The 14,140-nt window shown below is 64.2% G+C and carries 10 protein-coding genes; 4 read left to right on the forward strand and 6 right to left on the reverse strand.

Going from position 1 to position 14,140, the window contains the following annotated elements; translation table 11 throughout:
* On the reverse strand, positions 1-261 hold a 261-nt coding region (locus tag BCL93_RS09190; protein WP_146742478.1), incomplete at its 3' end, for a transposase.
* Positions 262-1,114: 853 nt separating this feature from the next.
* Between BCL93_RS09190 and thpD the strand changes: the two genes are divergently transcribed.
* The 3 genes from thpD to BCL93_RS09205 all read left to right on the forward strand — a co-directional run bounded on the left by thpD (position 1,115) and on the right by BCL93_RS09205 (position 5,086).
* Entirely contained in the window at positions 1,115-2,059 is a 945-nt protein-coding gene (thpD, locus tag BCL93_RS09195; protein ID WP_258396245.1) for an ectoine hydroxylase, read from the forward strand.
* Positions 2,060-2,262: 203 nt separating this feature from the next.
* A complete protein-coding gene (locus BCL93_RS09200) occupies positions 2,263-2,928 on the forward strand; it encodes a fumarylacetoacetate hydrolase family protein (RefSeq protein ID WP_112054991.1) in 666 nt (221 codons plus the stop codon).
* A gap of 184 nt (positions 2,929-3,112) precedes the next feature.
* Positions 3,113-5,086, forward strand: a complete 1,974-nt coding sequence (locus BCL93_RS09205; RefSeq protein ID WP_112054992.1) for an acyl CoA:acetate/3-ketoacid CoA transferase — start codon at positions 3,113-3,115, stop codon at positions 5,084-5,086.
* 143 nt (positions 5,087-5,229) lie between these two features.
* On the opposite strand, the gene speA is transcribed toward BCL93_RS09205, so the two are convergent.
* The 4 genes from speA to BCL93_RS09225 form a co-directional block, all read right to left on the reverse strand.
* Positions 5,230-7,131: a biosynthetic arginine decarboxylase gene (gene speA, locus BCL93_RS09210; protein WP_112054993.1), complete on the reverse strand. Its 1,902-nt coding sequence runs from the start codon at positions 7,129-7,131 to the stop codon at positions 5,230-5,232.
* A gap of 76 nt (positions 7,132-7,207) precedes the next feature.
* Positions 7,208-8,929 carry an ArnT family glycosyltransferase gene (locus BCL93_RS09215; protein WP_112054994.1) on the reverse strand — a complete coding sequence of 574 codons (1,722 nt, stop codon included), beginning with the start codon at positions 8,927-8,929 and terminating at the stop codon, positions 7,208-7,210.
* A gap of 258 nt (positions 8,930-9,187) precedes the next feature.
* On the reverse strand, positions 9,188-10,135 hold the full coding sequence (locus BCL93_RS09220) for a homoserine kinase (protein ID WP_112054995.1): 948 nt from the start codon (positions 10,133-10,135) through the stop codon (positions 9,188-9,190).
* 144 nt (positions 10,136-10,279) lie between these two features.
* Positions 10,280-10,633 carry a DUF2782 domain-containing protein gene (locus tag BCL93_RS09225; RefSeq protein ID WP_309251223.1) on the reverse strand — a complete coding sequence of 118 codons (354 nt, stop codon included), beginning with the start codon at positions 10,631-10,633 and terminating at the stop codon, positions 10,280-10,282.
* A gap of 181 nt (positions 10,634-10,814) precedes the next feature.
* On the opposite strand from BCL93_RS09225, the gene polA reads away from it, so the two are divergent.
* Positions 10,815-13,604 (forward strand): DNA polymerase I, encoded by a 2,790-nt coding sequence (gene polA / locus BCL93_RS09230; protein ID WP_112054996.1) that lies wholly within the window; start codon positions 10,815-10,817, stop codon positions 13,602-13,604.
* A 99-nt stretch (positions 13,605-13,703) separates the two neighbouring features.
* Here polA and BCL93_RS09235 read toward each other — a convergent pair whose 3' ends face one another.
* Positions 13,704-13,997 (reverse strand): YkgJ family cysteine cluster protein, encoded by a 294-nt coding sequence (locus tag BCL93_RS09235; protein ID WP_112054997.1) that lies wholly within the window; start codon positions 13,995-13,997, stop codon positions 13,704-13,706.
* Between the last annotated feature and the right edge of the window lie 143 nt (positions 13,998-14,140).

Below are 14,140 nucleotides of genomic sequence, written 5' to 3' on the forward strand. Positions count from 1 at the left end.
CCGGCAATACGTGCCAAGCTCGGTCTCTGATAGAGAAGCCGTTTCAATCACCACAGCCAGCTTGGCGTCAGCTGACCAATCATCTCCGGTCTTACGGTTCCCTGGCACAGGCACTCCTTGTCGGCGGCATGTTTTCAGCCAACCATACAGGGTCGCATCCGATATGCCTTCCTCGGCGGCCACCGACGCCACACTGCGGTTGTCAGGCGGTAGCAGCTTCTTTAGCACCGCGGCCTTACGTTCCTCGGAATAACGTGGCATGAACAATCCTATGCCGCCCACTCTGATGTGGATTCAGGCAAAATCGCCAACTGGACAACTAGGCTGACAGAGGGGGCATGTAAGGGTATGACATTTGAGAGGGTGTTGATAATTCCAACAAATCCTATAAAAGAGCTTGTCTGCAAAGGTGTTCCACTAAAGCCCACATCAGCGGCAAGCTTCTATGTTGCTGTTACTAGAGCAAAACAAAGCGTTGCATTAGTGATGAACTACACTGGAAGTGAGGAAATAGAGGCTTGGGAACCCTAACTGTGGGAATGATGGGGTGGTTTCCACATTGTGTCTACGGGAGGATGCTGCACCCTGCGCGATTGAGCGGAGATGGCGTTCTAACGCATTGATTTTGCATGGTGTGAGCTGAAGCAGCTTTTACAGATAGAGTTTTGTAATCAGTAGATTCCGGGTTCGACTCCTGGTGCCGGCACCATTAAGAGCAGCACACAAGTAGTTAGATATGAAGAGGTCGCCCATCGAGGCGGCTTTTTTGTGAGCGTGGTAAAAACTCCCCCTAGAGCCTCATCTATCCACATCCGCCTAGCGTCAAACCTCCTTGTGGACGATTTGCCCCGTAGCGCCTTATGTCGCCCTGTGAGTGCCGTCTATAGCCAGGCTTGGGCGGGTGGTCTCCACCTAACGCCACGCTTTGGTGATGCAACGACCCTTGAAATACTCGCACCCGTTCGCACATCTAAGCTGGCTGCCCCATGGCATCGCCGGGGCGGCGAACAATCACGGATCCACATCACAAGAAGAACCGACCCAAGGCCAAGTGCCGGGCTGGATCTGAACCTATTTCACAGACGCTTTTTTCAGAAGTGATGGAGGTGATTTAGTGTCAGTACAGACCGCAACCCGCCAAGGTACACAAGCCACTAACGCGCCGCGTGATCCCTATCCCACGCGCTTAGCGAAGCCGTTGGACATGCCCTGGCTGAAGCGTCAGGAGCCGGTGGTGAAGGGCCGCGCCGAGGATGGCCCATTGGACCCGGGTCAGCTCGAGCGCTTCGAGCGCGAAGGCTTTCTGTTCGAACCAAACTTTCTTTCTGGGCGCGAACTCGATGAGCTGCGCGACGAGTTGAAGGCGCTGCTGGAAAACGAAGACTACGCCGGGCGTGATTTCAGTATCACTGAGCCGGGCAGCCAGGTGATCCGCTCGCTGTTTGCGGTGCACTTTCTCTCCGAGCGCTTCTCAAGGCTCGCCGAAGACGAGCGACTGATGGGCCGCGCCCGCCAGATTCTCGGCGGCGAGCCCTACGTGCATCAATCACGCATCAACTATAAGCCGGGCTTCCAGGGCAAGGGCTTCAACTGGCACTCGGATTTCGAAACCTGGCACGCCGAGGACGGCATGCCGGCGATGAACGCTGTCAGTGCCTCGATCGTGCTCACCGACAACCACACCTTCAACGGCCCGCTGATGCTGATTCCCGGCTCGCATCGGGTCTTCGTGCCTTGCCTTGGCGAGACGCCGGACGATCACCACAAGCAGTCGCTGAAAACACAGGAATTCGGCGTGCCGAGCCGCGAGGCGCTGACCCGGCTGATCGAGCGCCACGGCATCGAGGCGCCGACCGGTGCTGCGGGCGGGCTGTTGCTGTTTGACTGCAACACCCTGCACGGCTCCAACGCCAACATGTCGCCTGACCCGCGCAGCAACGCTTTCTTCGTCTACAACCGCCGCGACAACGCCTGTGGCGAGCCCTATGCGGCGAAGCGCAAGCGCCCGGGTTTCCTGGCGCATCGCCCGGGAGAAAGCTGGAGCGCTCAGCAGCACTGAGGCTGGGCTCATACCTAGAACGATGGCATAGCGCCTAGTTCTTTGGTGGCGGGCCACCTAACCAGGGCATGGGTGACGTAGACTGACGACACTCAGTCACTGCGAGGGGTGCGCATTGCTGGCATCGCTCGCTGCTTTCTCATCGTCATCGACGCGTCATTACTACGCGCCATGCGCTGGCCCTGGTAAGGAGAATCGTCCCCATGCATTTCGTGCCCCGTTTCAGCGACGGTCAGGACTTTCCCCATGCACTCGGCAAGATCGTCTGCGTGGGGCGCAACTACGCCGAGCATGCCAAGGAACTGGATAACCCGGTGCCGAGTTCGCCGCTGTTGTTTATCAAGCCGGCCACGGCGGCGGTGCCCTTGAAGGAGCCGATCGATATCGCCCTGTCGCGCGGCGAGGTGCATTTCGAGACCGAGCTTGCGCTGCTGATCGGCGAGTCACTCACCGAGGCGAGCCCCCAGCAAGCCGAGCAGGCGGTGGCCGGCATCGGCCTGGCGCTGGACCTGACCCTGCGCGACGTGCAGAGCCGACTCAAGGAAAAGGGCCACCCCTGGGAGATCGCCAAAGCCTTCGACGGGGCCTGCCCGCTGTCGCCTTTCCTGCGCCTTAACGGCCCGCTGGACTGGTCGAGCCTTCATTTCTCGCTGGATATCAACGACGAGCGCCGCCAGACCGGCGACACCGCGGACCTGCTGTTTCCGATCCCCGAGTTGCTGGCCGAGATGAGCCGCCACTTCACACTTTCGCCCGGCGATGTGGTGCTGACCGGCACCCCGGCAGGCGTCGGTCGGCTGCCCCGCGATGCCGATCTGCATTTCGATCTCAACGGCTGGCTCGAGCTCGATACTCGCGTCGCGCCCTGAGGCTCGCCCGTGCCGATGGCGCCGAAGTCGTGCTGACCGTGCCCGGCACAGGATAATGACAGCGCCCCGCCGCAGCCGGCGGGGCGCGTCGCTGAAAGGAGGCCTGGCCGCGTCGGCGCTGCGTGACATGTGCCGCCAAGGGGCTGTGCTAGGTTGTCGAGACCGTCACGCAGGAGGCTAACCGATGCCCCACCAGACCCACCCCTTGCTCTCCAACCGTCCCTTTACTGAGAAGGGCAAGGTCGTCTCCGCCCAGGAGGCGGTGAACCTGATTCGCGATGGCGATGCCGTGGCCACTGGTGGCTTCGTCGGCATCGGCTTTGCCGAGCATCTGGCGGTGGCGCTGGAGGAGCGCTTCGTGACGACCGGCCAGCCGCGGGACCTCACCCTGATGTATGCCGCCGGCCAGGGCGACGGCAAGAACCGCGGGCTCAACCATCTGGGGCACGAGGGACTGGTGGCCAGGGTGATCGGTGGCCACTGGGGGCTGGTGCCCAAGCTGCAGAAGCTGGCCATCGAGGGCCGCATTCAGGCCTGGAATCTGCCTCAGGGGGTCATCTCTCATCTGTTTCGCGACATCGCCGCCGGCAAGCCGGGCACGCTGAGCCGGGTGGGTCTCGGCACCTTCGTCGACCCGCGCCTGGGCGGTGGGCGTATCAACGACGTGACCACCGAGGAGCGGGTGTCGCTGCTGCCCATCGATGGCGAGGAATACCTGTTCTACAAGGCCCTGCCGCTGCAGGTGGCCCTGCTGCGCGGCACCACCGCCGACACCCTTGGCAACATCAGCATGGAGCGCGAGGCGCTGATCATGGAGTCGCTGGCTATCGCCACGGCGGTGCACAACTCCGGTGGCCTGGTGATCGTGCAGGTCGAGCGGCTGGCCAAGCGTGGCTCCCTGCCGGCGCAGAGCGTGCGTATCCCCGGCATCCTGGTTGACTGCGTGGTGGTCTGCGACGACCCGGAGCACCACTGGCAAACGTTCGGCACCCGCTACAACCCGGCCTATTCGGGCGAGATCAAGGCGCCGATGGCCGCCCCCGAGCCGATTCCGCTGTCGGCTCGCAAGATCATCGCCCGCCGCGCGGCCTTCGAGCTCAAGCCTAATAGCGTGGTCAACCTGGGCATCGGTATGCCCGAGGGCGTCGGCCCGGTGGCCAGCGAAGAGCGGGTGCTTGAGCTGATGACCCTGACCGCCGAGCCCGGTGTGATCGGCGGACTGCCCGCCAGCGGGCTCAACTTCGGCGCGGCGCTGAACGTTCAGGCAATCATCGACCAGCCGGCTCAGTTCGACTTCTACGACGGCGGCGGCCTGGATATCGCCTTTCTGGGCATGGCGCAGGTCGATGGCCAGGGCAACGTCAACGTCTCGAAGTTCGGGCCCCGGCTGGCCGGCGCCGGCGGCTTCATCAACATCAGCCAGAACGCCCGCCGGGTGGTGTTCATGGGCACCTTCGTGGCGGCGGTCGAGGAGCTTGCCATCGTCGATGGCGAGGTGAGGGTCGGCGAGGGTGGGGTGAAGAAGTTCGTGGCAAGCGTCGAGCAGCGCACCTTCAGCGGCGCGCTGGCCGCCGCCGAGTCCAAGCCGGTGCTCTACGTGACCGAGCGCTGCGTGTTCCGCCTGACCGCCGAGGGCCTGGTGCTCGATGAAATCGCCCCCGGGGTGGATCTCGAGCGGGACGTGCTGGCGTTGATGGACTTCAAGCCGCTGATGCCGGTGCCGCCGCGGCTGATGGATGCGCGCATCTTTCGTGACGAGGCAATGGGCCTGCGCGAGTACCTTCTGGATCAGCCGCTGGCCCAGCGCTTCACCTTCGATGCGGCAGAAGAGGTGTTCTTCATCAACTTCGAGAACCTGAAGATCAGCGCTCAAGCGGACATCGACGCCATCCGCGAGACCGTCGAAGCCTGGCTGACACCGCTTCAGCGCAAGGTCTATGCCATCGTCAATTACGACCACTTCCGCATCGACGAGGACCTGCTGGGCGCCTACACGGAGATGGTCAGCGACCTGGAGGCGCGCTTCTATTCGAAGGTTACCCGCTACACCACCAGCGTATTCCTGCGCATGAAACTCGGCGATGCCTTCGAGGCGCGCTCGGTCGCCGCGCATATCTACGAAAGCGCCGAGGAGGCCCGGGCGCACCTGAAGCCCTAGCTGAGAGGCGGCCAGAGGGGACCAGAGGAGAGTAGGGCCCGGCCAACACGACACCGCCCCGCCAGTGAGCTGCCACTGGCGGGGCGGTGTCGTTTGCGATGGTCTGATATGGGCAAGTCGCTCAAGCGGGGGCTGAACGGCGATCAGCCCAGATAGGTATAGCTCTTGAGCCCGGCATGCAGGTCGTCGAGGAAGGCGCGGCGCTGCGCTTCAGGTAGGTCGCTGGCCTCGAGCTGGCGGCTCAGATGGCGGCGCAGCACCTCGGCATCGAAGTTGACGTAGCCGAGCACCTTGGCCACGTCGTCACCCTGGATCGGCTCGGAGAGCACCCAGTCTCCGTTGGCGTCCAGTGCGGCATCCACCGAGTCGGTGTCGCCGAACAGGTTGTGCAGGTCGCCGAGGATTTCCTGATAGGCGCCGACCAGGAAGAAGCCGAGCAGTTTCTCGTCGTCGTGCTGCCAGTCCGGCAGCGGCAGGGTGGCCTCGACGCCCTGGCCGTCGACGTAGCTGTCGATGCGCCCGTCGCTGTCGCAGGTGATGTCCTGCACCACGGCGCGGCGGGTTGGTTCCCGGTCGAGCCCCGAGAGTGGCAGCACCGGGAAGATCTGCTGAATGCCCCACACGTCGGGTACCGACTGGAACAGCGAGAAATTGACGAACAGCTTGTCGGCGAGCTTCTCTGCCAGCTCGTCGAGGATCTCCCGGTGGGCGCGGTTGCGGGCATCGAGCTGGCCACGCAGCCGGCCACAGGCGGCGAAGTAGACGGCCTCGCCCTCGGCGCGGGCGGTGATGTCAGCAAGGCCCAGCACGAAGCGGTCCTGCAGCTCGGCCATCGCCTGCACCAGGTCGTGGTAGGCCTCGACCAGACCACGAGGCTCCTGGCTGGCCGCCAGTTGGTCGTGCACTCGCCACAGCTCCTGCACTTCGCCGTCCTGAGACGTGCGCGACGCCGGGGGCGCTTCACCGATGCGCTCTTCGCCGATCACGTTGGTGATCAGCACCGCGTGGTGGGCGGTCAGGGCGCGGCCTGATTCGCTGATCAGGTGCGGGTGGGGCAGGCCCTCGGCATCGCAGGCCTGGCGGAAGGCGGCGACCACGTTGCCGGCGTATTCGCGCATCGAGTAGTTGATCGAGCATTCGCTGCGTGAGCGGGTGCCCTCGTAGTCGATGCCGAGCCCGCCGCCGACATCGACGGTATCCACCGGCGCGCCAAGCTCACGCAGGCTCTGGTAGAAGCGGGCGCACTCGCGCAGGCCGCGCTGGATGTCGCGGATGTTGGCGATCTGCGAGCCCAGGTGGAAGTGCACCAGCTGCAGGCTCTCGAGAGAGTCGGCCTCGCGCAAGCGCTCGACCACCTCGAGGATCTGGCTGGCGGTGAGTCCGAACTTGGACTTCTCGCCGCCGGTGTTCTGCCACTTGCCCTTGCCCACCGAGGCGAGCCGGGCACGCAGGCCGATGCGCGGCGTGATCTCGAGGCGGCGAGCCTCTTCAAGAATCAGCTCCAGCTCTGAGAACTTCTCGACCACCAGGTAGACCTTGTGGCCAAGCTTTTCGCCCATCAGTGCCAGGCGCACGTACTCGCGATCCTTGTAGCCGTTGCAGACGATCAGCGAGGGGCCGTCGCCGGAGAGGGCGAGCACCGCGAGCAGCTCTGGCTTGCTGCCGGCTTCCAGACCGACGCGGCCGCGCCCGCGCTCCTGGGTGGCGAGAATCTCCTCGACCACCCGGCGCTGCTGGTTGACCTTGATCGGGTAGACGGCGGTGTAGCCGCCGCCGTAGGTCTCGTCCTGCATCACGGAGTCGAAGGCCGCGCAGAGCTGTTCGACCCGGTCGTGAAGGATATCGGTGAAGCGCACCAGCACCGGCAGGCGCAGGCCTGCCGCGCGCAGCTCGTCGACCAGGCCGTCCAGCGGCAGGCTGGGGCCTTCCACCTCGCTGCCCAGCGGGCGCACCAGGGCATGGCCCTGGTCATCGACGTCGAAATAGCCGCTGCCCCACTGGTCGATGTTGTAGGTGCGTCGTGCCTTGGCGGCGGGTGAGGTCATGTCGCTCTCCTGAGCTGGCCTGAGCCGGCGCGATGACGGAAACGGAGCCGCATTATGACGCGGGGCAGCGCGACTGTCAGGGGCTTGCGGCCTCATCCGGTGTCGTTGTCGTTGTCGTTGTCGTTGTCGTTGCCTTTGTCCCTGTCCCTGTCCCTGTCGTGGGTGCAACGGGCTCGGCAGCCGCGGCGGCCTCGTCGGGCGGTGTCGCCGGCTCCAGCGCTATGTAGTGGCCGCGGTAGGTGAAGACCGTCGATTGCTCGGGAGCATCCTCCTTGTTGCGGATATGCAGCACCACCAGGCCATCGGGGTGGGCACGCCGCCAGGCGGGAATATCCTTGTCGTCGAGCTGTTCGAGAGGCTCGGTGAAGCGTCCGGCGAACTGGAAGGTCGCCTGATAGCTCATGTTGTCCACGCCCACCGGGCCGCGGTTGGCCTGCCATTCGGCGATCAGGCGTGCGGGCGGGGCCACATCGTAGGCCGACCACAGCGGCGCGAGCATCACATGCACGGTGGCCACGAAGGCCAGGCCGTTGATCAGCACCAGGCCGCGCAGCGCCGCCTGGAGCGACGTCCAGCGCCAGGCCAGCGCGCCGGCGGCAATGGCCATCAGCAGAGCGGCGCCCAGCGGGTCGACATCCCCGTTAAGCGGCGGCTTGCCGAACAGCCACAGCCCGAAGCCGACTGCTGCCAACAGGCCCCAGCCCACGCCAAGCCCCCATAGGCGGGTCGGCGCCTTGCTGGCGCGGCCCAGCGCCTGAGCGGCGATCAGGGCAAGCCCCGGCAGCAGCGGCATCAGGTAATGCACCTGCTTGGCGCTGATCAGGGTGAAGATGGCGAAGCCGCCCAGCGCCCACAGCCAGGGCAGGCGCGCCAGGCGCGGGCTGACCGTGGTGGGTGCCGAATCGGTATCAGGCTCGGCATCGGGTGATTGAGAGCCGGACAAGGTGGATGCGGCCCGACGCCGCGGATACAAGCGCTGCCAGAATACGGCGGGAAACAGCAGCAGCGGCAGGCAGTACAGGTACCAGTACCAGGGGCGGGCGTGGTCGAAGGCGTTCACCATGCGATCGGCGGTCTGGCCCCACAGCAGCATCCGTGCAAAGGCTTCACCGCCCTGCCAGGCGGCGGGCAGCGCCCAGCACAGCAGCATCAGGATGCCTACACCAAGCGCCATTGTGCCGCCGCGCCACCAGCCTCCCGGCGTCTTTTCACGCCACAGCGGAGCGCTGAGGAACACGATGCCCCAGGTGAGCAGCGCCACAGGCCCCTTGGTCAGCAGCGCAAGCCCCAGCCACATCCCGGCGGTGAGCCACTGCTTGCGACCGGGCACGCTGCCATCGGCGCTGATCAACGGCACGATGGCGCCCAGGATGCAGGCGGTGAGCAGCACATCGAACATCACCACGCCGCTGTAGGTCACCCACAACAGCATTGCCCCCAGAATCAGGGTGGCGCGCCAGGCGAACTCGGCGGTACCCATGCGCCGCGCCAGGCGATAGAGGTGAAAGTGAGCGAGCAGGGCCGCCAGCGGCATGATCAGCTTGGGCCAGACGCCGTTGACGTCGCTGACTGTCCAGCCGAGATGCATCAGCCAGAACAGCAGTGGCGGCTTGTGGGAATAGGTCTCGCCGTTCATGTGCGGTACCAGGAACTGGCCCTTGTCCCACATTTCCCAGGCCACGCTTAAATAGCGGGTCTCATCGATCGGGATATAGGGCCGGGCGAGGGCGGCCAGCGTCACCAACAGGTAGAGGCCAAGCAGCGTCAGCGCGTTGCCAAGCTGGGGGGATCGTGTCATTAGGGCTCCTTGGCGCTAGGCCTCTCTGTTCGCGATGCAATGCGATATGTAACGCACTCGACATGGGCCGCATGGGTGACGGCGTGGCGTCCTGGATAAGCGGCGAAACACCTTATCGGCCATGACTTAACGCAACCTTAGCGTTTTCCGGACAGCATGCCGAGCGGTGAGGGGGTGACGCCGCAAACGACGATGCCCGCCAAATCCGTCGGCGGGCGTCATGGGGCTGACTCGAGTTCGTGCGTCGCCGGTGTGCGATCAGGCCGGCAGCGGCAGGGCACCCTCGAGGCGCTGGCCGAGGATGGTGCGGAAGCGCTCGGGGTCGTGGGGCGTGAGGTCGTGAGCCGGCGGGTCCACGTAGACCACCAGCAGCCGCGAGAGCCAATAGCGCAGTGCGGTCATGCGCAGCATCATCGGCCAGGCATCCCGCTCGTTGCTGGTCAGCGTTCGGCGGGCCTGATAAGCCGAGAGGATGGCGTCGTGGCGCTCCTTGTTCAGGCGCCCGTCGTCGTCGGTGGCCCAGTCGTTGATGACGATCGCCAGATCGAAGAGCAGGTCGCCGGTGCAGCCGTTGTAGAAGTCGATGAGGCCACCCAGCCGCTCGCCGTCGAACAGGGTGTTGTCGCGGAACAGGTCGCCGTGGATGGCGCCCTGGGGCAGGTCGGGCGCATCGCCGAAGAAGACCTGGTAGGCGTCGATCTCATCGCTCATCAGCGTCTGGTCTTCAGGAGAGAGGTAGGCCAATACCCGGTGGTGCATGGGGACCAGCCAGTGCAGGTCGCGGGGGTTGGGGCGCTGTCCCTCAAAGTGGCGCGACACGGCGTGCATGTGGCCGAGGGCATCGCCGAGTGCACTGCACTGCGCGGTGCTCGGCGCGCTGGGGTGCTTGCCGGGCAAACGCGGAAACAGCAGCGCGGGCTTGCCGGCGAGGCTCTGCAAGGCGACCCCATCGCGGTCGTGAAGCGGGCCGGGCACCGGCAGGCGGTGCTCGTCCAGGTAGTCGAGCAGGTCGACGAAGAACGGCAGTTCCTCGTGCTCGCCCTGCTCGAACAGCGTCAGTACCAGCTCACGGGAGTCGGTGGTCACGAAATAGGTGGTGTTCTCGGTACCGCTGGCCACGCCCTTCAGCCCCGTCAGGGAGCCTGCCTCGAAGCGTGTCAGGAAGTCCGCGACCTGCGCGTCGTCAAGCGGGGTGAATACGGCCATGTCTCTCTCGCCCGGAATGCCAAACGGAACATTGTACCGGCTTGCCGGCGCGATGCACGGCCCACGTCATCAGTCCTTCGGCTGGGGCAAGTCCTGTGATTGAAACAGGCTCTTAAGCCAACAGGTTCTGTGCCGAGCGCCGACCTACCACTCGACCAGCACCCAGCTGGGGATCGCGACCTGATCGCCGGATTGGCGGGCGAAGTTGCCATCACCGTCTTCATCGATCAGGAAATAGGACGGCCCCACCTTGGGCGTGATTTTGATCGCATAGAGCTGGCCATTGACCCGGTATTCCTCGATGGTGCGATCTTCCTGCTGGCGGATGGTGACGTCCGGTTCGACATCGGTGGACTGGGCGAGTGCCGGGGCCGCAGCGGCTAGGCTTAAACACAAGCACAGGCTCAACATCAGCGGCAGTCCAGCGCCGGAGACGATCTTGTGGCCGTGTTTGAGAGCAAGGTTAAAAAGGTTCGAACGACGTGACATGGCGGGCATGGAGGGCTCCTCGCGTAAGTCAGTACACGTAGCAGTACGCGCACTGGCAGACTATTAGCGAAACAGTGTTCACGTTTCTATCGCTAGTGTAGGTCAGCTCGCTAGCGCCAGGCGAGCCTGACGTGATGCAGGGAGCTGCGTATCATGGGTGGCAGTGATCTTGCTCAAGGAATCGGTATTTATGGCCACCCCGCCCATCGTCCTCGTCGACGGCTCCTCGTACCTGTACCGCGCCTTCCATGCCCTGCCGCCGCTGACCACCTCCAAGGGCCAGCCGACCGGGGCCGTGAAGGGCGTGCTCAACATGCTCAAGAGCCTGATCAAGCAGTACCCGGACAGCCCGATGGCGGTGGTCTTCGATGCCAAGGGCAAGACCTTCCGCGACGAGATGTTCGAGCAGTACAAGGCGCACCGGCCGCCGATGCCGGATGACCTGCGCAGCCAGGTGCAGCCGCTGCACGACTGCGTGAAGGCGCTGGGTCTGCCGCTATTATGCATCGAGGGCGTCGAGGCCGATGACGTGATCGGCACCCTGGCGCGCCATGCCACCGAAGCCGGGCGCGACGCGGTGATCTCCACCGGCGACAAGGACATGGCTCAGCTGGTGAATGCTCACATCACCCTGGTCAACACCATGAAGGGCGAGACCCTCGACGTGGACGGGGTCAACGAGAAGTTCGGCCTGCCGCCGGAGCTGATCATCGACTTCCTGGCGCTGATGGGTGACAAGGTCGACAACATTCCCGGTGTGCCGGGGGTGGGAGAGAAGACGGCGCTTGGTCTTCTGCAGGGCATGCAGGGCGGCCTCGACACCATCTACGGTGATCTGGAGCGCATCAAGACGCTGAGCTTCCGCGGCGCCAAGACGCTCGGTAAAAAGCTCGACGCGCACCGCGACGAGGCCTACCTGTCGCATAAGCTCGCCACCATCAAGACCGACTGCGAGCTGCCGGTGGGGCTTGATGATCTCGACATCGCCCACCCGGATCGCGAGGCGCTGACTGAGCTGTACCGGGAGATGGAATTCAAGGCCTGGCTCTCCGACCTGCTAGAAGGCAAGGACGAGGTTGGCGAAGGCAAATCGGCCACCGCCGGTTCGGGCGCGTCTGACGAAAACCAGGGGGATGACCAAGACGAAGCCGAGTCCGACACTCCCTCGTCGCAGCGCGTGGATCAGGTGATTCTCGAACAGGCCGACTTCGATGCCTGGCTTGAGCGTCTCGAGGCCAGCGAGGCGTTCTGCTTCGATCTCGAGACCACCAGCCTCAACTACATGGAGGCCGAGATCGTCGGCGTCGGCCTGGCGCTGGAAGCCGGCGAGGCCGCCTATATTCCGCTGGCGCACGACTACCTCGATGCTCCCGCCCAGCTCGATCGCAAGGCCGTGCTCAAGGCGCTGACGCCGCTGCTGGAGGATGCCAGCAAGGCCAAGATCGGGCAGAACCTCAAGTACGACATCTCGGTGCTGGCCAGCTACCACATCAAGGTGGCCGGGCCGCTGCACGACACCATGCTCGAATCCTACGTGCTCAACTCCACCGCCACCCGCCATGACATGGACTCCCTGGCGCTGAAATACCTGGGCGAGAAGACGGTGAGCTTCGAAGAGATCGCCGGTAAGGGCGTCAAGCAGCTGACCTTCAACCAGATCGCTCTCGAACAGGCCGCCCCCTACGCCTGCGAGGACGTCGATATTACCCTGCGTCTGCACCACGAGCTGCGCCCGCGCCTCGAGCAGGAAGGGCGCGTCGCCGAGGTGCTGGACGCCCTCGAACGCCCGCTGATTCCTGTGCTCTCGCACATCGAGCGTACCGGCGTGGCGCTGGACGCCGAGCGCCTGCACACCCAGAGTCGCGAGCTCGAGACGCGCATCCGCGAGCTTGAGGCCCGCGCCCACGAGCTCGCCGGCCGCGAGTTCAACCTGGGCTCGCCCAAGCAGCTTGCCGAGATCCTCTTCGAGGAGCAGAAGCTGCCGGTCAAGAAGAAGACCCCCAAGGGCGCGCCTTCCACCGCCGAGGCGGTGCTCGAGGAGCTGGCGCTGGACTTCCCGCTGCCCAAGGTGATCATTGAGCATCGCGGGCTTTCCAAGCTCAAGTCGACCTACACCGACAAGCTGCCGCTGCTGGTCAACAAGGCCACCGGCCGGGTGCACACCAGCTACCACCAGGCAGTCACCGCCACAGGTCGGCTGTCATCGAGCGATCCCAACCTGCAGAACATTCCGATCCGCACCGAGGAAGGGCGCAAGATCCGCCAGGCCTTCATTGCCCGGCCAGGCTACAAGATCGTCGCCGCCGACTATTCCCAGATCGAGCTGCGCATCATGGCGCACCTCTCCGAGGATGCAGGCCTGCTCGAGGCCTTCGCCGAGGATCGTGACATTCACGCCGCTACTGCCGCCGAGGTGTTCGGCGTCGAGCTCGACAAGGTCTCCACCGAGCAGCGGCGCAGCGCCAAGGCGATCAACTTCGGGCTGATCTACGGCATGAGCGCCTGGGGGCTTGGTAAGCAGCTCAACATCGAGCGCAACCAGGCGCAGACTTACATCGACCGCTACTTCGACCGTTATCCCGGCGTTGCCCGCTACATGGAGGGCATTCGCGCCCAGGCTGCAGAAGACGGCTTCGTCGAGACCGTGGCTGGCCGCCGGCTCTACCTGCCCGAGATCAAGGCGCAGAACCAAGGCCGCCGCCAGGCTGCCGAGCGCACCGCCATCAACGCACCCATGCAGGGCACCGCCGCCGATATCATCAAGCGCGCCATGATCGACGTGCACGCCTGGCTGATGGAGGGCGAAATGGATGCCTGGATGGTCATGCAGGTGCACGACGAACTGGTCTTCGAGGTGAAGGACGAGCAGGTCGATGACTTCATCGATGCCGTGAAGGCGCGCATGCGTGACGCCGCCGATTTGAGGGTGCCGCTAATCGTCGAGGCCGAAAGCGGCATCAACTGGGATGAAGCCCACTGAGTCGATAGCAAGTATCAGCCCACAAGCATCAGCCCGGCCAAGGCCGGGCTGATTTGGGCAAGAGGGAAGCTTTGGCTGGATAAGCCGTTCTTGAATTCGCTACATGCTCGCCGCGCGTTCGGTAAGGCACTCATCCGACGCCACTTCAAATTCCCGGCAAATCAGCGGCCGGTTCTCGTAGATTGAGCACATCAAGGTGTCGCGATCGAGTGCCGAGCACCAGCCATCCTCCAGGCGGTGCATGGTCTCTCCGCCCCACTCGTCCACCTCGATGTAGCGTTCCGGCACGCCGGTATCGGTCAAGATGACCACCTCTAGCCGGCAGCAGCAGGCCTGACAGTTCGAGCAGGCGACCTCGGAGACCGGCAGATTTTTCGCTTCGATGGGCGTCATGGAGATCCGATGTGGGGGGGGGATCTTCAGCCATTATACGCTATATTTTCGACTTTTTTATTGCGTGTTCGATGCAGCAAGGGACTAAGGCGTTAACGCCATCTTGCAGGATGCCAGTGCAGTAGCAGCTCTCGGCTAGAAGT

Origin of the sequence: Onishia taeanensis (assembly GCF_003268885.1) — a bacterium.
Lineage (GTDB): Bacteria > Pseudomonadota > Gammaproteobacteria > Pseudomonadales > Halomonadaceae > Onishia > Onishia taeanensis_A.

Bases quoted from the DNA above. Each gene is read 5' to 3' on its own strand.
- BCL93_RS09200 (WP_112054991.1), top strand. From the start codon at position 2,263: ATGCATTTCGTGCCCCGTTTCAGCGACGGTCAGGACTTTCCCCATGCA.
- BCL93_RS09205 (WP_112054992.1), top strand. From the start codon at position 3,113: ATGCCCCACCAGACCCACCCCTTGCTCTCCAACCGTCCCTTTACTGAG.
- speA (WP_112054993.1), bottom strand. From the start codon at position 7,131: ATGACCTCACCCGCCGCCAAGGCACGACGCACCTACAACATCGACCAG.
- BCL93_RS09215 (WP_112054994.1), bottom strand. From the start codon at position 8,929: ATGACACGATCCCCCCAGCTTGGCAACGCGCTGACGCTGCTTGGCCTC.
- BCL93_RS09220 (WP_112054995.1), bottom strand. From the start codon at position 10,135: ATGGCCGTATTCACCCCGCTTGACGACGCGCAGGTCGCGGACTTCCTG.
- BCL93_RS09225 (WP_309251223.1), bottom strand. From the start codon at position 10,633: ATGCCCGCCATGTCACGTCGTTCGAACCTTTTTAACCTTGCTCTCAAA.
- polA (WP_112054996.1), top strand. From the start codon at position 10,815: ATGGCCACCCCGCCCATCGTCCTCGTCGACGGCTCCTCGTACCTGTAC.
- BCL93_RS09235 (WP_112054997.1), bottom strand. From the start codon at position 13,997: ATGACGCCCATCGAAGCGAAAAATCTGCCGGTCTCCGAGGTCGCCTGC.